The sequence below is a fragment of the Streptococcus oralis genome, from assembly GCF_965111685.1.
Classification (GTDB): Bacteria; Bacillota; Bacilli; order Lactobacillales; family Streptococcaceae; genus Streptococcus; species Streptococcus oralis_B.
The window spans coordinates 302,798-328,988 of sequence record NZ_OZ217340.1 but is presented as its reverse complement, the minus strand read 5'-3'; the positions used below and the strand labels follow the sequence as shown (position 1 = coordinate 328,988).

The 26,191-nt window shown below is 42.0% G+C and carries 24 protein-coding genes; 8 read left to right on the top strand and 16 right to left on the bottom strand.

The features are described from left to right. Window positions 1–24 precede the first annotated feature (24 nt). Both ACLV7H_RS01805 and ACLV7H_RS01800 read right to left on the bottom strand, forming a co-directional pair. The gene (locus ACLV7H_RS01805; RefSeq protein WP_411866207.1) at window positions 25–4,650 is read right to left on the bottom strand and encodes an antigen I/II family LPXTG-anchored adhesin; all 4,626 of its coding nucleotides are present in this window, start codon (window positions 4,648–4,650) and stop codon (window positions 25–27) included. Window positions 4,651–4,819: 169 nt separating this feature from the next. Next, entirely contained in the window at window positions 4,820–6,019 is a 1,200-nt protein-coding gene (locus tag ACLV7H_RS01800) for a phosphoglycerate kinase (protein ID WP_001096770.1), read from the bottom strand. Window positions 6,020–6,372: 353 nt separating this feature from the next. Between ACLV7H_RS01800 and ACLV7H_RS01795 the strand changes: the two genes are divergently transcribed. The 3 genes from ACLV7H_RS01795 (at window position 6,373) to ACLV7H_RS01785 (ending at window position 9,836) form a co-directional block, all read left to right on the top strand. Continuing rightward, complete coding sequence (locus ACLV7H_RS01795; RefSeq protein WP_411866206.1) at window positions 6,373–7,299, top strand: helix-turn-helix transcriptional regulator; 927 nt, start codon at window positions 6,373–6,375, stop codon at window positions 7,297–7,299. Between the two features lie 84 nt (window positions 7,300–7,383). After that, the gene (locus ACLV7H_RS01790; protein ID WP_045593447.1) at window positions 7,384–7,752 is read left to right on the top strand and encodes a nuclear transport factor 2 family protein; all 369 of its coding nucleotides are present in this window, start codon (window positions 7,384–7,386) and stop codon (window positions 7,750–7,752) included. A gap of 452 nt (window positions 7,753–8,204) precedes the next feature. Continuing rightward, the gene (locus ACLV7H_RS01785; protein ID WP_045593448.1) at window positions 8,205–9,836 is read left to right on the top strand and encodes a Na/Pi cotransporter family protein; all 1,632 of its coding nucleotides are present in this window, start codon (window positions 8,205–8,207) and stop codon (window positions 9,834–9,836) included. 97 nt (window positions 9,837–9,933) lie between these two features. Here the strand turns inward: ACLV7H_RS01785 and ACLV7H_RS01780 are convergent, their stop codons facing one another. Then, window positions 9,934–10,230: an enterocin immunity protein gene (locus tag ACLV7H_RS01780; protein ID WP_033606304.1), complete on the bottom strand. Its 297-nt coding sequence runs from the start codon at window positions 10,228–10,230 to the stop codon at window positions 9,934–9,936. 18 nt (window positions 10,231–10,248) lie between these two features. Further along, entirely contained in the window at window positions 10,249–11,313 is a 1,065-nt protein-coding gene (pepA, locus tag ACLV7H_RS01775) for a glutamyl aminopeptidase (RefSeq protein ID WP_045593450.1), read from the bottom strand. A 236-nt stretch (window positions 11,314–11,549) separates the two neighbouring features. On the opposite strand from pepA, the gene ACLV7H_RS01770 reads away from it, so the two are divergent. The 4 genes from ACLV7H_RS01770 (at window position 11,550) to ACLV7H_RS01755 (ending at window position 15,272) form a co-directional block, all read left to right on the top strand. Next, complete coding sequence (locus tag ACLV7H_RS01770) at window positions 11,550–12,509, top strand: ABC transporter permease (protein WP_045593453.1); 960 nt, start codon at window positions 11,550–11,552, stop codon at window positions 12,507–12,509. Beyond that, window positions 12,499–13,455 (top strand): iron chelate uptake ABC transporter family permease subunit, encoded by a 957-nt coding sequence (locus ACLV7H_RS01765; protein WP_045593455.1) that lies wholly within the window; start codon window positions 12,499–12,501, stop codon window positions 13,453–13,455. The genes ACLV7H_RS01770 and ACLV7H_RS01765 overlap by 11 nt, the downstream gene beginning before the upstream one ends. Beyond that, entirely contained in the window at window positions 13,452–14,204 is a 753-nt protein-coding gene (locus ACLV7H_RS01760; protein ID WP_045593457.1) for an ABC transporter ATP-binding protein, read from the top strand. Before ACLV7H_RS01765 ends, ACLV7H_RS01760 begins: the two co-directional genes overlap by 4 nt. A 96-nt stretch (window positions 14,205–14,300) precedes the next feature. Then, the gene (locus ACLV7H_RS01755; RefSeq protein ID WP_000858271.1) at window positions 14,301–15,272 is read left to right on the top strand and encodes a siderophore ABC transporter substrate-binding protein; all 972 of its coding nucleotides are present in this window, start codon (window positions 14,301–14,303) and stop codon (window positions 15,270–15,272) included. A 32-nt stretch (window positions 15,273–15,304) separates the two neighbouring features. Here ACLV7H_RS01755 and yidD read toward each other — a convergent pair whose 3' ends face one another. The 12 genes from yidD to treP all read right to left on the bottom strand — a co-directional run bounded on the left by yidD (window position 15,305) and on the right by treP (window position 25,272). Next, complete coding sequence (yidD, locus tag ACLV7H_RS01750; RefSeq protein ID WP_045593460.1) at window positions 15,305–15,547, bottom strand: membrane protein insertion efficiency factor YidD; 243 nt, start codon at window positions 15,545–15,547, stop codon at window positions 15,305–15,307. Further along, window positions 15,547–16,269, bottom strand: coding sequence for a pseudouridine synthase (locus ACLV7H_RS01745; protein WP_001222230.1), 723 nt, complete (start codon window positions 16,267–16,269; stop codon window positions 15,547–15,549). The genes yidD and ACLV7H_RS01745 overlap by 1 nt, the downstream gene beginning before the upstream one ends. Next, window positions 16,256–16,825, bottom strand: a complete 570-nt coding sequence (scpB, locus tag ACLV7H_RS01740; RefSeq protein ID WP_000105284.1) for an SMC-Scp complex subunit ScpB — start codon at window positions 16,823–16,825, stop codon at window positions 16,256–16,258. Before scpB ends, ACLV7H_RS01745 begins: the two co-directional genes overlap by 14 nt. 18 nt (window positions 16,826–16,843) lie before the next feature. After that, window positions 16,844–17,572, bottom strand: a complete 729-nt coding sequence (locus ACLV7H_RS01735) for a segregation/condensation protein A (protein ID WP_045593465.1) — start codon at window positions 17,570–17,572, stop codon at window positions 16,844–16,846. Continuing rightward, complete coding sequence (gene xerD, locus ACLV7H_RS01730) at window positions 17,572–18,306, bottom strand: site-specific tyrosine recombinase XerD (protein ID WP_411866205.1); 735 nt, start codon at window positions 18,304–18,306, stop codon at window positions 17,572–17,574. Before xerD ends, ACLV7H_RS01735 begins: the two co-directional genes overlap by 1 nt. Next, window positions 18,303–18,764: a cyclic-di-AMP-binding protein CbpB gene (gene cbpB / locus ACLV7H_RS01725; RefSeq protein WP_411866204.1), complete on the bottom strand. Its 462-nt coding sequence runs from the start codon at window positions 18,762–18,764 to the stop codon at window positions 18,303–18,305. The genes xerD and cbpB overlap by 4 nt, the downstream gene beginning before the upstream one ends. After that, window positions 18,761–19,282 (bottom strand): metallophosphoesterase, encoded by a 522-nt coding sequence (locus ACLV7H_RS01720; protein ID WP_084948491.1) that lies wholly within the window; start codon window positions 19,280–19,282, stop codon window positions 18,761–18,763. Before ACLV7H_RS01720 ends, cbpB begins: the two co-directional genes overlap by 4 nt. Beyond that, window positions 19,258–20,229: a nucleoside-triphosphate diphosphatase gene (locus ACLV7H_RS01715; RefSeq protein WP_411866203.1), complete on the bottom strand. Its 972-nt coding sequence runs from the start codon at window positions 20,227–20,229 to the stop codon at window positions 19,258–19,260. The genes ACLV7H_RS01720 and ACLV7H_RS01715 overlap by 25 nt, the downstream gene beginning before the upstream one ends. Continuing rightward, window positions 20,226–21,020 (bottom strand): glutamate racemase, encoded by a 795-nt coding sequence (gene racE / locus ACLV7H_RS01710; protein WP_411866202.1) that lies wholly within the window; start codon window positions 21,018–21,020, stop codon window positions 20,226–20,228. The genes ACLV7H_RS01715 and racE overlap by 4 nt, the downstream gene beginning before the upstream one ends. 205 nt (window positions 21,021–21,225) lie before the next feature. Continuing rightward, on the bottom strand, window positions 21,226–21,471 hold the full coding sequence (locus ACLV7H_RS01705) for a YneF family protein (protein ID WP_000364986.1): 246 nt from the start codon (window positions 21,469–21,471) through the stop codon (window positions 21,226–21,228). 144 nt (window positions 21,472–21,615) lie between these two features. Next, the gene (treC, locus tag ACLV7H_RS01700) at window positions 21,616–23,241 is read right to left on the bottom strand and encodes an alpha,alpha-phosphotrehalase (RefSeq protein ID WP_411866201.1); all 1,626 of its coding nucleotides are present in this window, start codon (window positions 23,239–23,241) and stop codon (window positions 21,616–21,618) included. A gap of 63 nt (window positions 23,242–23,304) precedes the next feature. Beyond that, window positions 23,305–25,272, bottom strand: coding sequence for a PTS system trehalose-specific EIIBC component (treP, locus tag ACLV7H_RS01695; protein WP_411866200.1), 1,968 nt, complete (start codon window positions 25,270–25,272; stop codon window positions 23,305–23,307). 196 nt (window positions 25,273–25,468) lie between these two features. Here treP and treR point away from each other — a divergent pair, with 196 nt between their 5' ends. Next, complete coding sequence (treR, locus tag ACLV7H_RS01690) at window positions 25,469–26,182, top strand: trehalose operon repressor (protein WP_084868933.1); 714 nt, start codon at window positions 25,469–25,471, stop codon at window positions 26,180–26,182. Window positions 26,183–26,191: the final 9 nt, after the last annotated feature.

Here is a 26,191-nt window from a genome sequence, read left to right as displayed (position 1 = left end):
TCTTTTCTATTTAACTTTTAGAGCTTACTTGCTTTCATCTTCTTTACGTTTCAACTGACCAAGTCCTAAAACTCCTACTAAAGCTGCTAGACCAAGATATGGCATGTAGCTTGAATCATTTGTACCTGTTTTTGGAAGTGTAGTTTTTTCTTTACCAACAGAAACAGGAATTGGTGCTGAAGGATCTTCAACTTTTGGACTAGGAACTCTTGGTTCTTTTGGTGTCTCAGGTTTGTCTGGATCCTTTGGTTTTGGCGTTGGAATTGGTGTCGGTTTGTCTGGAGTTCTTGGTATTGGAGTTGTTGTACGTACTGTGTTAGATGCATAAGTAACCTTATTAACAGTATTTACATAAGTATTTTCAAATGTTCCAATAGCAATTCTGCGCATTTGAAGGTAGGTTTCAGCTTGGAATGGTGAATCCAAACTAATCTTTTGTAAGAATTCTTCCTTGAAACGAACAGTTACAATACCATTTGCAGCATCTGTTTCAGCAGTTGTTTGAGATGTTAGATCTGTACCTGCCTTAATCACTGAACCATCTTTCATTGTCAAGTTCAGAGAGCTGAATGTCTTGTAATTACCAGTATACTGATCACCAGCTTGGTCATAATCATCCACAAAGTTGTAATTTTCTAATTCCTCTGAATGATTTTGTGGAATGAGGCCACCAATCAAACGATAGTTAAACGTTTGATAAAATTGAATCGTTTTACCATCCAGATTTTCACTAGTTGGATCTAGACTTACTGTTACGTCTTTTTTCGGTGTGATTTTCGGTACGTTGTTAACCACTACTTCTGTAGCATAGCCATTTCCAAAATCAATTTGATAGGCCTTGTTTTCATACTTACCACCTGTCTTACCAAATTCAGACTTAACAGTCATCGGATCTGTAATGACTAATGATGTTCCAGTTGCTACATATTGCTTGTAAAATTCTTCTGGATTATCAGCAGAGAAGAGTTGGAAAGCACCCTTAACAGTAATGTTAGCTTTCTTCAACAAGTCTTGAACTTTCTTAGGAGCAGCTTCTAGACTGTCATATTTTTGAACGCTGACACCTGATACTTGATTTCCTTTTTCATCTGCAACCTTAATCAAATCAGGACGAACATCTAATGCTTCCTCTGGATAATCATCTACATAGTAGAAGCCGTTTTGGATTGCTTCCTTAGAAGATTTATCACCCTTATATTGATCCAAATCCCATGTTAATTCGTAGTAGTTGGTTGAACCAGCTAAAACTTCTTTTCCATCGATATTAAGGCCTTCTTTATTCTTATTTACTTTCGTTGGCTTAATATAGTTGTTATTTGGATTATCAGGATCATTTGGTTTACCAGGAGTCGTTACACGAACAACATTTGACTTAATACCATAAGCATCATTGACTGTCAAAGTGAAGTTATTCGTATAAGTTGCCCCATCGTTCAATACTCGACCAACAACCGTTGGATGAAGAGTCTCAACAGGTTTAGTTAAGTCAGCATTGTATGTTGCCAATGTCTCGTCAGTCGCCTTAAAGGTTACAGTATGACTTGCTTCATCATAAGTTGTATCAAAGCCTGTACTTGCAGCCTTAGTTGCATCCAAGTCAAACTTATAACCAGTTGGAAGCGGATCTACCAATACAAATGAAGTAGTTTTTGGACGTCCAGCTGTCAAGGCTTCAGTTTTCAATTCAAACTTAACAATTGACTGTTTAGCAACCAATGTCCGGTCAATATCTACACCATCCTCATTCTTGATTTCTTTATTAATCTGAGGCTGAGCTAATAAACTGCTATAGTGGAAATGAACTGTCGGTACCACTGGTGGAGTTGGCAACTGCTTAGGAGTTGGTGCTAGCGGTGGAGTTGGCAATGGATCATAATTTGGCTCTTCTGGTTTTGATGGCTCTGGTTGATCTGGAGTTTTTACCGGTGGAGTTGGCTCATTTTCGTAGTTTGGTGCTACTGGAGCTGGTTCCAATGGTTTCTCTGTCTCATATGTTGGCTCTTCCGGTTTTGACGGCTCTGGTTGATCTGGAGTCTTAACTGGCGGAGTTGGCTCATTTTCATATGTTGGTACTACTGGTGCTGGCTCCAATGGTTTTTCCACTTCATAAGTAGGAGCTTGTGGTTCAGTTGGTGCTACCGGTGGAGTTGGTTTTTCCTTAGTAATTTTCGGAACGTTGACCGCACGAATTTTACCATTGAGTGAGTACCAAATGTTTGGTTTTTTACCTTCAGTATTGTCTCTTCCAGGTACTTGAGGCATTTCCGCTACAGGCATCACATTAGTAGCAGACGTTGCACCAACCGTAACGTAATTATTAGGGCCTGACATACTAATAGCCCCTGCACCATACCAAGAGTTTGGTGCATCAGAGCTATCCCAACCAGAACCTGGCTGACCATTTGGATACATTGTCCAACGTGCCCCACCCTGTCCTTGTTTAAAGTTCAAGGTTTCAGTAGCATAAATCATGCCATTCTTTTCACCAATGGATGAACCTGAGATTTTGATAAACTTACCACTATAATCCTTGGCCATCTCAATAGAGTTATGCTCACGGTTAAGTGAGGCTACAGAAAGAAGGGCGTTGTCAAAATTAATTGGCTGATCATTTTCATCATAGAAGGTGAATTCATTTTTAATGAAAAGCGAAGTATCTTTTTCTACTTGACCCGTATAGGCTGAAGCAAAGACTCCTAGAGTAGGGTCGGTAAAGATTCCCAACCAAACTTTTCCACTAGGATTTTTAAATTGCGAAGAAGGATCTACAGTATATTTGTAAACAATCTTCGAAATCTTTTTACCGTTGTAGTAGGAATTTTGAAGGTTGGTATAAGTCGCTGTTACGCTTTGACCACGTTCTAGAAGAACAGATCCCCATTTAACTTCAGTTTTATTCCCTACATTGGTGGTCCAGTCAGATTTGTTATTGATGTTCCCATACAATTCTACTGAAGAAGTAGTAGCACCGTTTTCCAAATCCTTGACATTCAGGTTATCTAACTGAAGATTCTTTTTACCATACTGGACTGTGTCTTTCTTAAAGGCTTCATCAACAGCTGCTGCTGTAAGAAGTTTTCCTTCTGTTTTGAGGTCAAGTTGAGCATTCGGTTCTAAATCATAAACCAAGCTCTGAGCAGATGGCTTAGACAAGTAACCATCTTGATCTTTATTCTTTTCAAGTTCTACAAGTGCTGCCTTAATTTTGGCCTGCTCATCTTCATAAGCCTTCAACTTAGCCGGATACTCAGCCAACTCTTTCTTATATTTGGCAAGATCTGCTTCATATTTTGCTAATTTTGCTTCATAGTCAGTTTTAGCTGCGGCATTCCGTTGCTTGATTTCTTCGTTTTCGGCTTGGAGCGCTGCATTTTTTGCCTTGTTGTCTTCAACGGCCTTCTCATAAGCTGCTTTAGCATCAGCATTTGCTTTTTGAACGCGAGCTAGTTCTGTCTGGTATTTGGCTAGCTTAGCTTGGTAGTCAGCTTCATTGGTAGCATTTGCTTGCTTAACTGCCGCCAAATCTGCTTCATATTGCTTCAATGCTGCTTCATAAGTCGCTTTAGCCGTCTCATTACGTTGCTTAATGGCTTCATTTTCAGCTTGAATGGCTGTATTTTTAGCTGTGTTTTCTTCAACTGCCTTTTCATAGGCTGCTTTAGCATCAGCATTTGCCTTTTGAACACGAGCCAGCTCTGCTTGGTAAGCTGCTAATTTAGCTTGATAATCAGCATCATTATCTTCCTTGGCTTTCTTAATAGCTGCAAGGTCTGCTTCATACTGCTTCATCGCTGCGTCATAGTTTGCTTTGGCAGTTTCATTACGTTGCTTAATCGCTTCATTTTCAGCTTGAAGCGCTGCATTTTTTGCAGTATTTTCCTTTACTGCTTTATCATATGCCTCTTTAGCTTCAGCATTCGCTTTTTGAACACGAGCTAATTCTGTCTGGTAAGCTGAAAGTTTATTTTGATAATCCTGTTGACTATCTTCGTTTGCTTTTTTGACAGTTGCTAAATCTTTTTGATATTGTGCTAGCTTAGCCTCATATTCTGATTTAGCTGTTGCATTGGCAGTGTTGATTTTTTCAACTTCTTCTTGATGACTTTTTAGATCTTTTTGATACTTGTCATCCGCTGCTTTGTTTTCAGCATTGATTTTATCTGTTTCAGCCTGATGAGCTGCGACTTCCTTTTTATATGCTTCAGTCGTTGTCTTTATTTCTTCAGCCTGTTTAGCATAGTCGCTTTTAATCTCATCTTGTTTTTGAGCATTCTCTGTAGCAGTTGTGGCTGTTCCTTTGTCTTTTGTTTCATCTTGAACTACCTTAACTCCTGCGGATTTTGCATCAGCAACTGCTTTATCCAAATCAGCTGATGATACTTCTACTGGCAAAGCTGAGTCTTTAGTACCAGCCTTAGCTTGGCTTTCTTTGGCAACTTGGCTCATTTCACCCTGAGCTTCAGGTAAATTTGTGGCCGGGTTTCCTGTAGTAGCTACCTCAACCGTACTTGTACTAGTTGTCTCTGTAACTTCATCAGCAAATACAGCTTTGTCCGCAAAAGCAATTAAAGCAGTTCCTAAAACAGCACCACACAAAGTTTTCGCAACTTTGCTTTTACGAAATCCATAGACTTCTTTTTTATTTTTCATTTTAATCCCTTTCCTTATCTAAATTTAGTCGTTACTTCTTATACTAGCACTTTACAAGGCAAGATGCAAATATTTACTCTTTTTTCTTTTTATTTATAGAAATATTCCACATATTTATAAATTAAATTAAAAAGAAGATGGTCACACCATCTTCTTTCAAATAAACTATTTATTTTTCAGTCAAAGCTGCAAGTCCTGGAAGAACTTTACCTTCAAGGAGTTCCATTGATGCTCCACCACCAGTAGAGATCCATGAGAACTTGTCCGCACGTCCAAGGTTGATCGCTGCAGCAGCTGAGTCACCACCACCGATGATTGATTTAACACCTGGTTGTTTCACGATCGCATCCATGACACCGATTGTACCAGCTTGAAAGTCAGGGTTTTCAAACACACCCATAGGTCCGTTCCATACAACTGTTTTCGCACCAGTCAAAGCTTCATCAAACTTAGCAATTGATTTTGGACCGATATCCAAACCAAGGAAGCCTGGATCAACTGCTTCACCTTCAGTGTCTTTCACTTCAGTGTAGTCAGCAAATGCGTTTGCTTCTTTTGAGTCAACTGGCAAGATCAATTTGCCGTTTGCTTTTTCAAGAAGAGCTTTAGCGACATCCAATTTGTCTTCTTCTACAAGTGAGTTACCGATTTCGATACCTTGAGCTTTGTAGAATGTGTAAGTCATCCCACCACCGATAAGAACTTTATCAGCTTTTTCAAGCAAGTTTTCGATAACACCGATCTTGTCTGAAACTTTTGAACCACCAAGGATAGCCACGAATGGACGTTCTGGAGCTTCAACAGCTTCTTGGATATAGGCAATTTCGTTTTCAAGAAGGAAACCAGCAACTGCTTTTTCAACGTTTGCCGAGATACCAACGTTAGATGCGTGTGCACGGTGAGCTGTACCGAATGCATCGTTTACGAAGATACCATCTCCAAGTGATGCCCAGTATTTACCAAGTTCAGGATCGTTTTTAGATTCTTTCTTGCCGTCAACATCTTCGAAACGAGTGTTTTCAACCAAGAGAACTTGTCCATCTTCAAGAGCGTTAACAGCGGCTTCCAATTCAGCACCACGTGTAACACCTGGGATAAATTTAACTTCTTGTCCCAATTTAGCAGCCAAGTCAGCAGCTACAGGAGCAAGTGATTTACCTTCTTTGTCTGCTTCTTCTTTTACACGTCCAAGGTGAGAGAAGAGGATTGCACGTCCACCTTGTTCAAGGATGTACTTGATAGTTGGAAGAGCTGCAGTGATACGGTTGTCATTGGTAATCACGCCATCTTTAACAGGTACGTTGAAGTCAACACGAACGAGAACTTTTTTCCCTTTCAAGTCAACGTCTTTAACAGTCAATTTTGCCATTAGATATGACTCCTTCTTTTTTTATACGTGTTAATTATATCACAAAATCAGCAAAAGAGATAGAAAAACCCTAAACTTTTCTTGTTCTTTCTTCTATTTATTAACCTAAAAACCTAGGATTGCAGTTCGGAAAATAGCAATCTTCACATAATTCGGTTGGAAAAATTTAGGCAAATTTCTTGATTGCTCTGCCTAATTACTTCTATACCATTCTTTTTCCAACATTTTAATCCTTAATATTCTAAACTATACGGTCCTTCTTTTTGAATTGCTAGGTTTCTTATTGTACAATATAACTGAAATAGTTTCTTTTAGTTTGTGCTATTTGAAATTAAAAAAGAGGATTTACTACAATGAAATTAGAAAGACTAATCTATATTTTACTGTCTCTTTTAAATAAGAAGAGAATAACAGCTAAAGAGATTGCAGAGAGGTTTGAAATATCTACTCGAACAGTATACAGAGACATGGATACGCTTAGTTTAGCGGGGATTCCAATCTATTCGGAACGTGGAGATAAGGGAGGTTTCTATATACCAAGCGACTATAAGATAGACAGAAACTTTTTCACTGAGGAAGAGAGACAGTTTATTATTAATATGAGCCAGAATGTTAGTAAAATCGTTGGCCATTCAAGTCTTGACAGTATCGAGCACAAGCTTTCTTCTCAAGAAATTGCAAGAGCAAACAGTCCTTTTTACTTTGATCTCAGTTCCTGGACTCTTAATACAAATTATTTACTAGACATTGAGGAAGCGATACAAACTGAACAGATGATTTCTTTTTCTTACTATTCGAAAAAACAAGAGAAAAGTCAGCGAACAATTATCCCATACAGATTGATCTATAAACTGAATGCTTGGTATGTTATCGGTTACTGCTTAGAAAAATTAGATTTTCGTATTTTTAAATTAACTCGAATTCGTGAACTAGAACTAGTGGAGATAAAAGATAAACCATTCGATTATCCACGTTTATCTCAAGAAAAGTTAGACCTTTTTTTAAATCCCCCAAAACATAAAGTGGAGGGGCAAAGAGAAGAAATCGAACTAGTTTTTACAAGATTTGCACTTCCAAAAATCTACGATTACTTCACGGAAGAAGAAATCAGAGTCGAGGACGAAATAATAAAAGTTCAGGCATCCAGAGCTTTAACTCCTGCATTTTTTGATTTACTCTTAAGCTTTGGTTATCAAGTAAAGGTCGTATCTCCAAGTCACTTACAAAATCTACTGGTCAGTACTCTCAAAAAAAATCTTCAGCAATATGACAACCTGTAGTCATATTTCCTTTTGTATACTCTTAATTGGGCAAAATATTTCATGATATTCATCATAGCCCAATTATTTTACAGGAGGTTCCAAATGGATACAAAAACACTTGCAGAAAGCTATTTTACGGCAGTAAATGAGGGAGGCTGGGAAGATTTCGTAGCTGAAAACTTTGATTATGGCATGTGCGATAGTATAGAAATTCGACAAGGACGTGATATTTATTTGCAAGGAGCAGGCCAATTCTATGCTTTGAGCCAGCATCTTGAAGTGAAGCAATTATTTGTTGATGGTCGAACTGTCTCAGCCTTAAATCGCTACCATCTACATTCCCCTCAAGGAAAAGAACTAGAACTGGACGTCGCAGAATTTCTGAAATTCGATGAGTTTGATAAATTAGTTGCATCCAATATTTATTTCGACACCTATCGCTTCCAAAAATTTATCCAAGAAATTGAATAACAAAAATCTAGCTTCAAATTTACTCTTCAATTTCAAAACTAAAAACAAGGTCTGACTAATCTACAGTCAAGCCTTGTTTTTTTATTTTCATGAGAAAATCCAAGATTCGTAAATCCGATTAGTCTTCTTTCTTCTTTCTAACAAGTAAACGCTTTACTTTTTGATAAAAAGTAACTGTTCTCAGTGTACGTCACCAGAACAGGATCATCTTCATTTTATCCTATATGAAAGCGATGTCAATCTATTTAACACAAAAACTATAACTAGGATAATAATCAGTAGAATTTGGACACAATCCTATAAATCATCTATTTTAAAGAGATTCTATCTCTCATTTTGAAAGAAAGTTCTTGTTTCTTATGAAAATTTCTACTAAACACTTGTGAGATTTACTTTTATCCTTTAAAATAGAATAGGAGGAATTCCGTTATTATTTTTCGGAGGAGAAAGAAATGTCCATTAATTGGCAGGAAATTTTATTTCACTTTTTAGGAGGTCTAGGACTGTTTTTATACAGTATTAAGACCATGGGAGACGGTTTACAACAAGCTGCTGGAGATCGCCTTCGTTTTTACATTGACAAGTATACCAGCAATCCCTTTTTAGGTGTTCTAGTCGGGATTGTCGTGACTGCCCTGATTCAGTCAAGTACAGGGGTTACAGTTATCACGGTTGGGCTGGTCAGCGCTAGTCTTCTCACTCTTAGACAGGCTATCGGAATTATCATGGGAGCCAACATCGGAACCACCGTTACTTCCTTTATCATCGGTTTCAAGCTTGGTGAGTATGCTTTACCCTTGATTTTCCTTGGAACCATGTTCCTCTTCTTTACAAAAAACAGAACAGCAAACAATATCGGGCGCATCCTGTTTGGTGTCGGGGGAATCTTCTACGCTCTCAACCTCATCAGTGCCGGTATGAGTCCGCTTAAAGATTTACCACAATTCAAGGAATATATGGTAACCTTGGGACAAAATCCTATTTTAGGAGTAGTAGCCGGTGCAGTGATTACCGTCCTCATTCAAGCCTCTTCGGCAACTATCGGGATTCTACAAGGTCTCTATTCAGGTGGCTTCCTTGACCTTAAAGGTTCGCTACCTGTTCTCTTCGGGGATAATATCGGGACAACCTTAACCGTTATCATTGCAGCAGCTGGAGCAAACATCTCTGCAAAACGCGTTGCAGCGACCCACGTTATCTTTAACGTTTTAGGAACTATTCTTTGCTTAATCTTATTAGGCCCCTTCACTGCTATGATCGAGTACTTCCAGGCACTCCTTCAACTCTCACCTGAGATGACGATCGCCTTCTCTCACGGAGCCTTTAACATAAGCAATACCATTGTACAATTTCCATTCATCGGAGCCTTGGCCTACTTTGTAACCAAGATTATCCCTGGTGAAGACGAAGTTGTTAAGTACGAGCCTCTTTATCTCGACGAACAACTTATCCAGCAATCTCCTTCTATCGCTCTAGGAAATGCCAAAAAAGAACTCTTGCACTTGGGGAACTATGCTGCCAAAGCTTTTGACCTTTCTTATACCTATATCATCGGTTTGGATGAAAAGGTAGCTGAAAAAGGGCACAAGACAGAGGAAGCCATCAACACCATCGATGAAAAACTCACTCGTTACCTCATCAGACTCTCAAGCGAATCCTTGAGCCAAAAGGAAAGCGAAGTGTTGACCAACATTCTGGATTCATCTCGTGATTTGGAACGGATTGGAGACCACGCAGAAGGGTTAATCAACCTAACAGACTATCTCCAACGCAAGAATGTTCAGTTCTCTGAGGCCGCTTTGAAAGAGCTAGCTGAGATTTATCAAGCAACAACTGCATTTATCAAAGATGCCCTTGATAGTGTGGAAAACAATGATATTGAAAAAGCTCACAGTCTGATTGAACGCCATAAAGAAATCAACAATATGGAACGCGTTCTTAGAAAGACCCACATCAAACGCCTTAACAAGGGTGAGTGTTCTACACAAGCTGGAGTCAACTTCATCGACATCATTTCCCACTACACTCGTGTGTCTGACCATGCTATGAACCTAGCTGAAAAGGTTATCGCTGAACAAATCTAATAAACAAAAAGCTATCCTGAATGGGATGGCTTTTTTCGTCTCCTCATCAAGAATTTCTTTTCTAGCATATAGAAAAATGCTTTGATTCCATTGTGAATCAAAGCATTTTAAAGAGTTCTCCAAACATGATAGCAGAAACTGCAGTGCCTCTGTACTTGGCTTCTTCTCTTTTGATAAAGCGCGCCAAGTTGATCAACTCAGGTGCTGGGTGTTTGGGATTGATGAGCAATTCACGGGTGACCAGTCCTGAGAGTCGGACTGCTAGTAATTGCTCATTTGTAGTAGGTAGTTTTTTAGCAGTCTCAAGGAGAGCAGCAACTAAATCTTCACTCAAGCCCTGACGGGCATGGTTATAGAGATCTTTTATAAGGCTTTCTAGGTTTGGTTCTACCATACGGCACCTCCCTTATTTTTAATAATTTTTAATCAAATTAACCGTTGAGCGGTCCAATTTTTTCACCAAGGCTTGCAAGAAAGCTTGAGCTTCTAGGAAGTCATCCATCGCGTAGAGAGTTTGGTGAGAATGGATATAACGAGCGCAGACACCGATAGTTGTAGATGGGACACCACCATTTTTCAGATGAGCTGCTCCAGCGTCTGTTCCGCCTTTTCCACAGTAGTATTGGTACTTGATGCCAGCTTCTTCAGCCGTTGTCAAAAGGAAATCCTTCATTCCTGGGAGAAGCAAGTGACCTGGATCGTAGAAGCGAATCAAGGTTCCATCCCCAATCTTGCCTTGACCGCCATAAACATCACCAGCAGGTGAGCAATCCACAGCAAGGAAAACTTCTGGATCAAACTTAGTTGTAGAAGTATGAGCACCACGAAGACCAACCTCTTCTTGGACATTGGAACCAAGATAGAGTTCATTTCCGAGTTTTTGACCTGAAAGGGCTTCTGCAAGCTCGCTTACCATGAGAACACCGTAGCGGTTGTCCCAAGCTTTAGAGATGATATTTTTTTCATTGGCTGTCAAGATAGCAGAGCTATCAGGGACAATGGTGTCACCTGGACGGATGCCAAAACTTTCTGCCTCAGCCTTGTCTGTAAAACCACCATCAAAGACAATATCCGAAATAGCAGGCATAGTTGGTCCGCCCTTTCCACGTGTTAAATGTGGAGGAACAGAACCTGAAATCACAGGAATTTCACGACCGTCACGAGTAAAGAGTTTGAAACGTTGGCTGCTGACTACCATTGGATTCCAGCCACCGATTTCAACGACACGGAAGGTACCATCTGGCTTAATTTCGCTGACCATAAAACCAACTTCGTCCATGTGAGAAGCGACCAAGATACGTGGCGCATCCGCAGCTTCTGAATGTTTAATTCCGAAAATACCACCCAAGCCATCTGTCACTACTTCATCCACATGCGGAGTCAACTTCTTACGAAGATAAGTCCGGACAGGCGCTTCATGACCTGAAATCGCAGCAAGCTCTGTTACTTCTTTGATTTTTGAAAATAATGTTGTCATATCAGTTCCTTCTTTCTGTCCTCCATTTTACCACTTTTTATAGGAGAAGGATAGTGGGAAGGTGGATTGGTTTTTACTCAGTTTTCCAATAAAAGAGATGGCCAGATATAATTTCAGGAAATTTTCTTTCTTTTTGCATTAAATTGTCAGAAAATTTATTGACAGATTAAAAAAATCGTGTTACATTTATATCCGCAGGTATCTTTCGATACCAAATCTACACGAAAGGACGGGGTATGAAACTCTCTCATATTTTAACAGGCTTACTTCTACTCCTAGTCTTTCTCTCCATCAGCATTGGAACCAGTGATTTTTCTTGGGAAAAATTCTTTGCTTTCGACCAGCAGACCTGGCTTCTCTTTCAAGAGTCGCGTCTTCCAAGAACTATCAGCATTCTCCTTGCAGCCTCCAGTATGAGTATGGCAGGACTCCTCATGCAGACCATTACTCAAAATCAGTTTGCTGCACCAAGCACAGTTGGAACGACTGAAGCCGCCAAACTGGGAATGGTGTTGAGCCTCTTCGTCTTTCCGTCTGCGAGTTTGACCCAAAAGATGCTCTTTGCTTTTGTCTCATCCATTTTATTTACCCTCTTCTTCCTGGCCTTTATGACTATTTTTTCTGTAAAGGAAAGGTGGATGCTGCCCTTGATCGGGATCATCTATAGCGGGATTATCGGTTCTATCACAGAAGTTATCGCCTATCGTTTCAATCTGGTTCAGAGTATGACGGCCTGGACCCAGGGCTCCTTCTCCATGATTCAGACCCATCAGTATGAGTGGCTCTTCTTAGGCCTCATTATCCTGATAGCCGTTTGGAAATTATCCCAAACCTTTACCATAATGAATCTGGGCAAGGAAACCAGTGAGAATTTGGGGATTTCTTACTCCCTACTTGAAAAACTGGCCCTCTTTCTAGTGGCGCTAACGACAAGTGTCACCATGATTACCGTGGGTGCCTTGCCTTTTCTCGGGGTTATCGTTCCCAATCTGGTCCGCAAGCGCTATGGAGATAATTTGAGTCAAACCAAACTCATCGTCGCACTGGTCGGAGCCAATCTGGTTCTGGCCTGCGATATCCTCTCTCGAGTTCTCATTCGGCCCTATGAGCTGTCTGTCAGTCTCTTGCTAGGAATCATCGGTAGCCTCGTCTTTATCCTGCTTCTATGGAGAGGGGGACGAAAAGATGCAGTTTAAAAGCAAACATACCAGGCTCTTCTGCCTTCTCATTATTCTGGCCATCGGAGCTTGTCTCCTCTACTTTTGGCCTATTAGTCACCTATCTGTCTTTGCTTGGAAACTTCGTTCTCAAAAGATTGTCGTTTATCTCTTGGTAGCTATCGCGACAGGAATTTCGACCATTAGTTTTCAAACCCTGACGGAAAATCGCTTCCTAACGCCAAGTATTTTGGGAATCGAATCCTTCTATGTCTTGCTACAAACCCTACTACTGGTTTTTGAAAGCAAATTTCTACAGCTTGAAAAGTCTCCTATCATAGAATCTCTAGTCTTGCTTCTGCTTCAATCCCTCTTTTTTCTCGCCTTACAAGGCTACTTGAAGACGCTGATGAAGCAAAATCTGGTTTTCATTCTGCTAATTTGTCTAGCCCTGGGAAGTCTCTTTCGAAATATCAGTACCTTCCTCCAAGTCCTGATGGATCCAAATGAATACGATAAACTGCAGAACAGTCTCTTTGCTTCCTTTCAACATCTCAACACTTCCATCCTAGCTATCGGTTCACTAATCATCCTCGCTTTGACAATCTTTTTCTTTCGAAAAGCAGTCGTTCTAGATGTCTTGCACCTGCAAAGAGAAACGGCTCAGATACTGGGACTTGATGTTGAAAAAGAACAGAGAGAACTCCTCTGGGGCATCGTTCTTTTGACCTCAACGGCTACTGCCTTGGTAGGACCTATGGCCTTCTTCGGCTTTATGCTGGCCAATCTCACTTACCTGATTGTCAAAGATTATCGGCACAAGTTGCTCTTTATCGTGGCCATTCTGATTGGATTTATTAGTTTGACCTTGGGGCAAGCCCTCATTGAACGAGTCTTTGCACTGGAAATTCGCATCAGCATGATTATCGAGAGTCTGGGTGGCTTCTTATTCTTTATCTTACTATACAGGAGGGCGCGTCAGTGAAACTGGAAAACATTGACAAATCCATTCAAAAACAGGATATTTTGCAAGACATTTCGCTTGAAGTCAGTCCTCAGAAACTGACGGCCTTTATTGGTCCAAACGGTGCTGGAAAATCAACTCTCCTCTCCATTATGAGCAGACTAACCAAGAAGGATCAGGGAATTCTCAGCATCAAAGGTCGTGAAATCGAGAGTTGGAATTCGCAAGAACTAGCAAAAGAACTCACCATCCTAAAGCAAAAGATTAATTACCAAGCCAAATTGACTGTAGAAGAACTGGTCAGTTTTGGACGTTTTCCCTACAGCCGTGGTCGACTGAAGGCAGAAGACTGGGAAAAAATCCGAGAAACTCTGGACTATCTGGAACTGACAAACTTAAAAGACCGCTACATCGATAGTCTGTCTGGTGGACAGCTTCAACGTGTCTTTATCGCCATGGTACTAGCCCAGAATACAGACTTTATCTTGCTGGACGAACCACTTAACAACCTCGATATCAAGCAAAGCGTCAGCATGATGCAGATTCTCAAGCGACTGGTGGAGGAACTAGGGAAGACCATTATCATCGTCCTCCACGATATCAACATGGCCAGTCAGTATGCGGATGAAATTGTTGCCTTCAAGGACGGCCAAGTCTTTTGCAAGGGAACGACTGCTCAAATCATGCAGGCTGACCTGCTCAGTCAACTCTATGAGATCCCCATCACGCTAGCTGATATCAATGGCAAAAAGATCTGTATCTATAGCTAGCTATTCTGAATTCATGTTAGAGAACCCTCTGCCTCTTAGCTAACAAGCCTATCTAAGAGCCCCTTACATCGTTATCACATTTTAAAAGGAGAAATTATGAAAACATCCCTTAAACTTTATTTCACTGCCCTAGTGGCCAGCTTCTTGCTCTTACTTGGTGCATGTAGTACAAATACAAACTCAAGCACTAGCCAGACAGATACAAGTAGCTCTGCTCCAACAGAGATAACCATTAAAAGTTCACTAGACGAGGTCAAACTTTCAAAGGTTCCTGAAAAGATTGTAACCTTTGACCTCGGTGCTGCGGACACTATTCGCGCTTTAGGTTTTGAAAAGAATATCGTCGGAATGCCAACAAAAACTGTGCCGACTTACCTAAAAGATCTTGCAGGAAATGTCAACAATGTGGGTTCCATGGTTGAGCCAGACCTAGAAGCTATTGCTGCTCTTGAACCAGATCTAATTATCGCTTCTCCACGTACCCAAAAATTCGTAGACAAGTTCAAAGAAATTGCTCCAACTGTGCTCTTCCAAGCAAGTAAGGACGACTACTGGACTTCTACCAAGGCCAATATCGAATCCCTAGCAAGCGCCTTCGGCGAAACAGGTACACAGAAAGCCAAAGAAGAATTAGCCAACCTAGACAAGAGCATTCAGGAAGTCGCTACTAAAAACGAAAGTTCTGACAAAAAAGCCCTTGCGATCCTCCTCAATGAAGGAAAAATGGCTGCCTTTGGTGCCCAATCTCGTTTCTCTTTCTTGTATCAAACCTTGAAATTCAAACCAACTGACACTCAATTTGAAGACTCTCGCCACGGACAAGAAGTCAGCTTTGAAAGTGTCAAAGAAATCAATCCTGACATCCTTTTTGTCATCAACCGTACCCTTGCCATCGGTGGGGACAACTCAAGCAACGATGGCGTCCTAGAAAATGCCCTTATCGCTGAAACTCCTGCTGCTAAAAATGGTAAAATTATTCAACTAACACCAGACCTCTGGTATCTAAGCGGTGGCGGTCTTGAATCAACCAAACTCATGATTGAAGACGCTCAAAAAGCTTTGAAATAAGCAAGAAAACCCAACATCACCTGATGTTGGGTTTATTTTTCTTCTCGATTTCGTTTGAGGGAAAAGTGGTCTGGCACAGGATCTTTGCCTATTTTCGACCAAGGATGACAACGCAAAATCCGAGCCAAGCCCATCAAAACACCCTTAAAGCCATGTTTTTCAATAGCCTGAATCATGTAGTTGGAACAAGTCGGCTCAAAGCGACAAGAGGGTGGAAAGGCCGGTGAGATAAAACGTTGGTAAAAGCGTACTGGCGCTATTAAGATTCGTTTCATTATTTCTTGGTTACAGCCATAGTGTGTAGTTGGCTGATTTCTTTTTTGTTAAGGCGACGGGATTCTCCTGGACGAAGACCTGTCAAGTCTAAGTGTCCAAAACGTGTCCGAGACAACTTATCCACTTGAAGACCGACGGCTTCAAACATCTTTTTAACCTGATGATTACGGCCTTCATGTATGGTCAACTGCACTACTGAGCGATTTTTGACTGGATCCACTTTGAGAATCTCATATACAGCTGGCTTGGTTTTCTTGCCATCAATCTCTAGGCCGCGGGTCAAGGGACGGAGATTTTCTTTGTTGGCCACACCTTTAACACGCGCGACATAGACCTTGTCAATCTCATTACGGGGGTGAATCATTTCATCCGTAAAGTCTCCATCATTGGTCAAAATCAAGACACCTGATGTATCCCAGTCCAAACGTCCAACTGGGTAAATGCGTTCTTTAACATTTGGCAAGAGATCCACAACAGTCTTGCGGCCCTTGTCATCTGTCACACTGGAAATCACTCCACGTGGTTTGTTAAGCAGATAGTAAACCTTTTCTTCGTTGTAGATAGGTTGACCTTCCACTTCGACCTTGTCACCTGACTTGATGGTAGTTGCGAGTTCACGCACTACCTGTCCGTTGACCGTTACCAATCCTTGCTTGATCAGCTCTTCTGCTTTTCTCCTACTGGCCACACCTGCGTGGGCAATATATTTATTGATTCTCATCTTCTTCTATCCTTTCACCAAATAATTGGCTTTCTTGGGCTTGAATCTCAAGCTCATCAATCACTGGTAATTCTTCTAAATGGTTAATTCCCATGTAATCTAGGAAATAATCCGTTGTTACATAGAGATTGGGGCGGCCCAAAACTTCTTTTTTTCCATCTTCTCGTATCAAGTCAAAGGCCTGCAACTTTGCCAAGGCCCCACTCGAGTTAACCCCACGGATAGCATCAATTTCTATCCGCGTAATCGGCTGCTTGTAAGCAATGATGGACAAGGTCTCAAGAGCAGCCCGAGACAAACTTTGGTTGATGGGTGCCTTGGAGTATTCCTTCAAAATCGCTGCAAATTGAGGCTTGGTGACCAATCTGTATGCGCCACCTGTCTCAATCAGGGACAAGCTGGAATCTTGGTCTTTTTCATACTTCTGGGCTAATTTTTCTAAACTCTGCTGGATGCCTGTCGGTGGCAGAGAGAGGAGTTCAGCCAACTGACGGACTCGAATCCCATCTTCACCTGCTACAAACAAGAGCGCTTCTATTTCTGCTAAAGTACTCATCTTTCCTCTCTATCAAGTCTAGCTTTGTGCCTCTTGACTTTCTTCCTTCTTTTCCATGAGATAGATATCTCCGAAACTCTCCTCTTGCACGAGGATCAGTTCCTGAGTTTTGATTAACTCCAAGGTTGCCAAAAAGAGGGTAATGACCTCTTGGACATTCTGGGCTTCCTTGAACAAATCCTGTAAGCGCAACTGGTCTTGTCCAGTCAAGGACTCTTTTACAATGACCATCATGTCCTCAATCTTATACTCATCTCGCAAGATAGTTGTGTGATTCTGAGCGAACTCCTCTTTTTTCTTGGCTAGGATATTTGAAAAAGCCAAAAAGAGGTCAATGGTCGTCTTATCATGTACAAGCTCCGCATCCTCGTAAATCAACTCTGTTGGCGCTTTGGAATAGTACTGGGCCCGATCTTGGTGCTTAGCCTCCAAGTGCTCACCCAAGAGCTTGAACTTGCGGTATTCTTCGATTTGAGAGAGAAGGTCCTGCTCCAGGTCATCCTCTAAGTCTGTCACTTCTGCTACCTTTGGCAAGAGCTTGCGGCTCTTGATCAGCATGAGCTGACTAGCCATGACCATATACTCGCCCGTCACTTCCAGACGCATGGCCTGCAGAGTTGAGACATAGGCTAGATACTGTTCGATAACTTCTGTAATAGGCACATCGTAGATATCCATCTGGTACTTAGAAACCAAGTGCAAGAGCAGGTCCAGGGGCCCTTCAAAATCTTTTAATTTAATATCCATTATCTATATTTTTCTAAGGTCAGGACTGTTTTTAATCCTAATTTTTTTGCAATTTCGTACAAATCGACCTTGTTTTCTATTTGTCTTAGAATGAACTGTTCCCGTAGGGCTTGGGCTGATAGTTCTGGGAAACCTTTCTCCTTGACAAAGGACTCTAGCTGACGAAAGGCCCACTGACGAGAATAGGCTTTCCCTCCCCTTTCAAAGAGATAGGTCTGCCCCATTAAGGGTTCTAGCTCTGGAATCAAGGTCCTAGGTATGGTGACAATCCTCTGTTGGGAAGCCTTGTTAATTCGCAACACCTGAAAATCCAGATTGATATCTGCAACCTTGAGAGCTAAAATCTCACTTGGTAAGAGCCCTATTTCCAAGATAAGAAGCGCCAGCAAGCGTCCTTCTGTATAATTACTTTCCTGCCAAAAAGAGTCTAGGTCTAGAATCTCTGGCTTTTCAGTCTTCTTTTCAGCTTGTTTGGCTAATTCCAAACGATAAAAACTGTCCACTTCTTCTTTTCGATAGAGAAAGTAGAGAAATTGATTACAGGCCGAAAGTTTTCGCTTCTGGGCGCTGATTTTTAGATTGGCTAGCTGGCCTTGGTAAATCTTGAGACTAGTTTCAGAGATCCGCTCACCCACAATGTCTAAAAATTGTTCCAGATCATACTTATAGGACTGCTTGGAATTGACAGACAAACCCTGCTTCCCCTCTAAAAAGTCTGAAATCCTATCTCTCATTTGCATCGAATCTCATATTCCTTACTAAAGTCATGTAAGAGAGCATTGACGGCCTTGAGGATAGACTTGCGCGTGATGATTCCTTGGAAAATTCCTTCACCATCTACGACTGGCAAGAAAGGTTCATCCACCAGTTTATGGAGGACTTCAGTGATGTTATAGTCTGGAGCGACGACTGCTACATCTGTCTTGGTCATATTGACGATATCTGTCGTTGCCATCTGCTCATCTGTCAAACCTTGCTCCATTTGATAAGCCAAAACATCTCTCAGGCCAATGGTACCGACAAAGCGTTTGTCAAAGGTCACAACAGGGATACGGGTATAGGTGATTTGGCTCAGCACCAAAATTGCATGGTCAGCGTTATGGGTATCAATCAAGGCTGCTAGATTCTCAGCAGGGGTAAGAAAAGTTTCTTCCTGCTCCAGTAAAAATGCTTCAAATTCCTTGGCAATCATCGAGCAAACTCCTTGGACAAGCCTGGATAAACCTCATGGTCACGTGTCAAAAAGTCTACTTTAAAATAGCTGTCATCAATCTCCACACGGGCATAGAGACATTCTCTAATAGTGCCTCGTGGTTGGCTGATGGAGCCTGGGTTTAGAAAAAGAGTCTTTCCTTCCATCCAAGCACTTGGCACATGCAAATGACCATAGAGACAGATATCTGCTTCTTCTTCCTGAGCCCAGTAGTCCAACTTTTGAAAGTTGAAATTGATATCAAACAAGTGTCCGTGAGTCTGGATGATCTTTGTAGGACCAAGTTGAGTCACCAAACGTTCTGGGTAGCCGGCATAAAAGTCCATATTTCCTTTGACGACATGAATGCCCTCCCAGAGCGGAGAATCGGGACGGAGTTCAGAGTCACCATCGTGAAAAATGGCATCGACTTTCCCCAGATAGCGGTCACGAATTTCTTCCACAATCAAGCTATCTCCGTGGGAGTCACTCATTACAATGATGGTTTGCTTTGCCATGATGGAAATACCTCCAAAAGTTTCTTAACGGCTAAGGCACGGTGAGATTGGCTATTTTTTTCTTCAAGGGTTAATTCTGCTGAAGATTTACCTGTCTCTCCTACCAGGAAGAGCGGATCATAGCCAAAGCCATTTTCACCCTTGGGCTCAAAGTTAATGTATCCTGGCCAGTCAGCTTCAACAACCAAGCTTTCCTTGTTTGGACTAGCTACGACTAGGGTTGTATGGAATTGAGCTGAGCGGTCCTTGAGTTCAAAGACCATGGCCAATTCGTGCAAGAGCTTGGCATTGTTTTCACGATCAGTCGCCCCCACTCCTGCAAAACGGGCTGACCAGACTCCTGGCAAACCACCGAGGACATCGACTTTGAGACCAGAGTCATCTGCTAGCACCATCTTGCCTGTTAATTGGGAAATGGTTTCTGCCTTGAGGCGGGCATTTTCTTCAAAGGTCATACCAGTTTCGGCTACTTCAGGCAGATCTGGATAGTCATTGAGATTTTCCACGTCGTAGCCTAACTTGTCAAAGATAGCTCGGAATTCCTTAGTCTTGCCTTCGTTACGAGTCGCAATGAGCAGAGTTTCTCTAACCTTGCTAGTTTCAAAGAAGGCTTCTACATCGACTCCTTCTTTAGGCAATTCTACATGCAAAAGCTTTCCATTTTCAACCAAGAGCAGGGCTCCCTGACGTTGGATGACTTCTAGATTGCGACCTGCTTGGGCATTTAAAATCTCAACGATAAAGGAGAGCAGACGGAAGTTAGAAGACCAGCGCATCACCGTTATCGTAATCGGAAAGCCGTTTTCCTCGTCACGAAAAATCCGTGCTAAATCCATAAAATCAAGCTCGAGAGGATCTTTGATAAGGCTATAGATGCCTCCATAGACATCCCAGACACCGACATACCAGTCCTGGTCATCCTTGTATTCATAAATTTTATTTGTCATAAAGTTACATGCTCCACATGAATCTCTTTTTCCAGCCATTCTGCTCCAATCTGGGCAAAACTTTGGCTATTGGCTGTTGTGTAAAAACGATGTTGAAGAGGTCCCGCATCTCGGCTACGATTGATTTCAAAATAGTTCAGCAAAACCGAGATATCCCGTACACACTCTGCCCCACTATCGATGAGCTGAACCTTTGGTCCCATGACATTTTGGATGATAGGGCGAAGGAGTGGGTAATGGGTACAGCCCAAAATCAGGCTATCCACCTTGCCGACCAAGGGACGCAGGGTTTCATAAACCACTTTCTTGGTAACACTGGTTGACAGGGCACCAGACTCCACCAAGGGGGCAAACTTGGGACAGGCCAAACTTTCCACCTGTAAGTCTGGATCCAAATCATGGATTTTTTGACGATAGATGTCTGATTGGACCGTCATAGGGGTTCCAATGACCCCGATTTCCCCACCTTGACTGGACTTGATAGCTGCCGAAGCTCCTGGCAAAATCACGCCTAGGACAGGAATATCTAGTTGGGCCTTGATTTCTTCCCAGACGACCGCAGTCGCAGTATTACAAGCAATGACAATCATCTTGACATCCTTGGTCAAGAGAAAGTTGACCAACTGCCAAGTATATTCACGAATTTGCTCAGCAGGACGGGGACCATAGGGCGCCCGTGCCGAATCTCCAATATAGACGATTTCTTCATGGGGAAGCTGGCGCATGAGCTCACGAACAACGGTCAAGCCCCCGACACCCGAATCCAAAAAACCAATTGGTCGATTATCCATACAGTCTTCTTTCTAGTCTTTTTTCTGATTGATAGTTCATCATGATTACTTGTCCTAAATGAACGGATAGACAGCTTGATAGAATGGCAACTGCCTCTCTCTTAATCATAATCAAATATCAATAGAATGCAAGGAAAAAGTCTTATCCTTGAGAACTATTGAACATAGTGAGAAGTCTGGAACTTTCATCCCAGACTTTTCCTATTTATTTCTTTTTATTGTTAGCAAGGGCTGCTTTTTGTTGGCGGATGATTTGGTGGTAAACTTGTTGTACCTTGGCCTCGCTTGGTTTTTGACCATTTGCACTCAAGAGAGCACGAACTGCCTCAGCATTCAAACGTGGGTTGTCCGCAAATTCTTTTTCAATTTGCTTACGCACCAAGTACATACCTCCAAGAGCTCCTCCTAGAAAAGCTAGCACAATCAAGACAATTGCTAAAAGTAAATCCATTCTTTTTCTCCTGTTTCTTTTTGAGTCTTCTATATTATACCACAAAGTGACTTTCCTGACTAGTTTGTTTTACGCTTTCAAGAAGGGCAGTAGGTGATAAAAAAGGAGCTCTGCATTTCAATGAAAAAGAGCTCCTTGCTGTATTTATTTTACATAAATAGCCAGTGTTTGATAGGGTTTCAGAAGAATTTTTTCTGATACTTCTACATCTTCATAGTTTGAAATCAGAATTTGTCCATTTTGGTAGGCTGCTGGTAGGCCAATTTCTACTTCTGTGGCGTAAAAGTTATTGAGGACCAGTAATTTTTCATCCTCATACTGACGTTCAAAGGCATAGACTTGCTGACTGTCTTCAAAAACTGGTTTGTAGCTTCCTTCTGAAATGATCGGCATTTCCTTACGAAGTCGAATCAAGTTTTGGTAGAAGGCGAAAATTGGGCCTTTGATTTCATTTTCTACGTTAATGTGTGGGTAGGATTTCCCTACCTTCAGCCAAGGAGTTCCTTTTGTGAAACCAGCATTTTCTGAAGCATCCCACTGCATGGGAATGCGTGAATTATCACGCGACTTGGCCTGAATAATCTGGAAGGCTTCTTGCTGACTTTTCCCTTCTTTTAAGAGCATCTGATAAGCATTGATGGACTCGACATCCACATAATCATCCATGGAATCATAGTCTGGGTCAACAATTCCTATTTCCTCACCCATGTAGATATAAGGTGTCCCACGTGACAGGTGAATGCTGGCTGCCAGCATGGTCGCCCCTTCATTGCGGAAATGTTGAATATCGACAAAACGATTCAGGGCGCGTGGTTGGTCGTGATTGTTCCAAAAGAGGGCGCTCCAGCCGTCCTTGTCACTCATCTCCTTGCCCCAGCTATGATAAAGATTTTTCAACTCTTCGAAATCAAAGGGAGCCAAGGTCCACTTCTGCCCATCCTTGTAGTCCACCTTGAGATGATGGAAATTAAAGGTCATGGATAATTCTTGACGGTCAGGTGACGAATAGAGGACACAGTTTTCCATGGTTGTCGAGGACATTTCCCCAACTGTCATAAAGCTATCGTCGGATCCAAAAGTGGCTTGGTTCATCATGCGCAAATAGTCATGAACGATGGGCTTGTCTGTGTAAGCTGGCTTTCCTTCATTTTCTGGGCAATCCACTAAGACCTCATCCTTGCCGATCAAATTGATCACATCAAATCGGAAACCTTTGACCCCCTTGTCGCGCCAAAAATTAACAACCTTGAAAAGCTCCTTTCGGACATTGGGATTGCGCCAATTAAGATCAGCCTGGGTCTCATCAAAGAGGTGAAGGTAATATTTCCCTGTATCCCCGAAAGGCGCCCAGGCAGAGCCACCAAACTTAGAAATCCAGTCTGTCGGTTGGCCTTGGATGAAGAAAAAGTCTTGGTAGTACTGGTCGCCAGCTAGGGCCTTCTTAAACCATTCGTGTTCTGTCGAACAATGATTGAGCACCATGTCCAGCATAAAGTCGATCTTGTGCTCCTTACCGACACGCACCATCTCCTCAAAATCAGCCATATCACCAAAAAGGGGATCTACTGCCATATAATCTGAAATATCATAGCCATTATCCCGTTGGGGGCTTGGGTAGAATGGATTGAGCCAAACCATATCCACGCCCAGTTTTGCTAGATAGGGGATTTTTTCGATAATTCCACGGAAATCCCCAATACCATTTCCAGTGGTGTCTTTGTATGATTTTGGATAGATTTGATAGACTACTTTTCCTTTATCAAGTGCCATCTGTTTCTCCTTTTCCGATAAAAGGGAGGAACTGATGTTCCTTCCCTGTTTGCGCTATTTTAATTAGATTCGTGTAGCTACCATGAGAGCTTCTCCAGCTTGGATAGTTGTTGGATAAGTTCCAGTAATGGTCGCTGTATAAGCATCTTGGTTAGTGATAATAACTGGAGTTTCTGTTACGAGACCCGCAGCTTTAATGACATCCATATCAAAACGAATCAATTTCTGACCTACTGTGACGTGGTCTCCTTGGGCTACGAGACTTTCAAAACCTTTACCATCAAGACCAACTGTATCCATACCGATATGAATGAGCAATTCCACCCCCTCATCAGAGACAATACCGATGGCATGCTTGGTAGGGAAAAGAACTGTCACTGTCCCATTGACTGGAGAAGTCAACTCACCTTGGCTTGGTTCAATGACTAGACCTTGTCCCATGACACCTGATGCGAAAACTGGGTCTGTTGCTTGACTTAGTTCTTTTACTTGTCCGGCAAGTGGACTAACAATCTCTACTGAAGCTAGAGTTGCTGGCTCGTGAGTCACAAATTCTGCTTCTTCTTGGGCAACGAATTCTGCCTGTAAGGCTGTATCATCCTCTGTCTTTGTAAAGAGACCGACCTTGCGGAAGAAGAAAGTCAAGAGCATTGGTACAACAATAGCAACTAGCATGGTTCCTGCAAACGGCAGCATGTATTGAGGTTGAATAGAGAGGATACCTGGCAGACCTCCAATACCAATAGAAGCCGCAGTTACATTGAAAGTAACGGACAACATACCTGCAAGGGCTGAACCGATCATCCCAGCTACAAATGGATAGATGTATTTGACATTGACCCCAAAGAGGGCTGGTTCTGTAACACCGAGATAGGCTGAAATGGTTGCAGGAAGTGAAATCTGAGCCTCACGCTCATCATGACGATGCATGAAATAATAGGCAAATACAGCAGAACCTTGAGCAATATTAGAAAGTGCAATCATTGGCCAGAGGGCAGTTCCGCCAGCATCCGCAATCAATTGTGTATCGATGGCATTGGTCATGTGGTGCAGACCAGTGATAACAAATGGAGCGTAGAGGGCACCAAAAATCGCACCGAAGAGCCACTTAACAGGACCAGTCAAACCTGCCAAGACAACTGCTGAAAGTCCTTGACCAATTGTCCAACCGATTGGACCTAAAACTGTGTGAGCCAAAATTAAAGCTGGAATTAAAGACAAGAAGGGTACAAAAATCATGGAAATGACTTCTGGAATATGCTTGCGCCAGAAGATTTCTAGATAAGACAAACTCAAACCTGCAAGCAAGGCTGGAATAACTTGTGCTTGGTAACCGATACGATTAACAGTAAAGTAGCCAAAATTCCATACCCAGTTGGCTGCAATTTCTGATGCAGGTGTTGAAGCTACTGCATAGGCATTGAGCAACTGAGGTGATACCAAACAGATCCCGAGTACAATTCCCAAGATTTGGCTGGTTCCCATCTTACGAGAGACAGACCAGGTAATCCCTACTGGTAAGAACTGGAAGATTGCTTCACCGGGCAACCAGAGGAAGTGATTGACCCCTGACCAAAACTGAGAGGATTCTGTGATGGTCTTGCCATCCAACATCGACCAATGCACACCTTCCAAAACATTACGGAAACCGAGGATTAGTCCACCAACAATCAGGGCTGGAATAATCGGTGTAAAGATTTCCGCCAGAGTGGTCATGACACGTTGAAGTACATTTTGATTGCTCTTAGCTGCCGACTTGGCTGCTTCTTTGGAAACACCCTCAATGCCTGAAACAGCTGTAAAATCATTATAAAAAATTGGTACGTCATTTCCAATAATTACCTGAAATTGACCCGCATTTGTAAAGGTCCCTTTGACAACTGGAATCGACTCAATAGCCTTGACGTTGGCCTTATTTTCGTCACCGAGAACAAAGCGCATCCGCGTCGCACAGTGTGTAACAGCAGTGACATTCTCCTTACCTCCGATTGCCTGGAGCAGATCTTTGGCTTCTTGTTCAAATTTTCCCATTTGATTCTCCTTATACTTGTCAAAATACTTGTCAAAGCAAGCTTGACTTGATAGTTCTATTGTAAACGATACCAAACTTGTAGGCAACTTGTTTGTGATAAAAAGAGGATATTTTTGGATATTTTCTAGCACTTGTATGATAAAATAGATACAAGTGTGTATAGAAGAAGACTCAAAACCTATTTAAGGAAGCAAGATGAAGAAATACCAACAATTATTTAAGCAGATCCAAAAAACCATTCAAAACGAAACTTACGCTGTCGGAGATTTCCTCCCCAGCGAGTACGAACTCATGAATCAGTATCAGGTGAGCCGTGACACCGTCCGAAAAGCTCTGTCCCTTCTCCAAGAAGAAGGATTAATCAAAAAGATAAGGGGGCAAGGTTCTCAAGTCGTCAAAGAAGAAACCGTCAATTTCCCTGTCTCTAACCTAACCAGCTACCAAGAACTGGTCCAGGAACTTGGACTCCGTTCTAAAACCAATGTGGTCAGTCTGGACAAGATCATTATCGATAAAAAATCCTCACTGATAACCGGCTTTCCAGAGTTTCGGATGGTTTGGAAGGTGGTGCGTCAACGTGTGGTGGATGATTTGGTATCCGTTCTGGATACGGACTATCTGGATATGGAACTAATCCCAAATCTCACTCGCCAAATCGCTGAGCAGTCTATCTACTCGTATATAGAGGACGACCTCAAACTCCATATTGATTATGCTCAGAAAGAAATTACCATTGACCATACGGGTGACCGAGATAAGATTCTCATGGACATTGGCAAAGACCCTTATGTTGTTTCAATCAAGTCAAAAGTCTATCTCCAAGACGGGCGCCAATTTCAGTTCACCGAAAGTCGGCATAAATTAGAAAAATTTCACTTTGTTGACTTTGCCAAAAGACATCCAAAATAAACACTTACA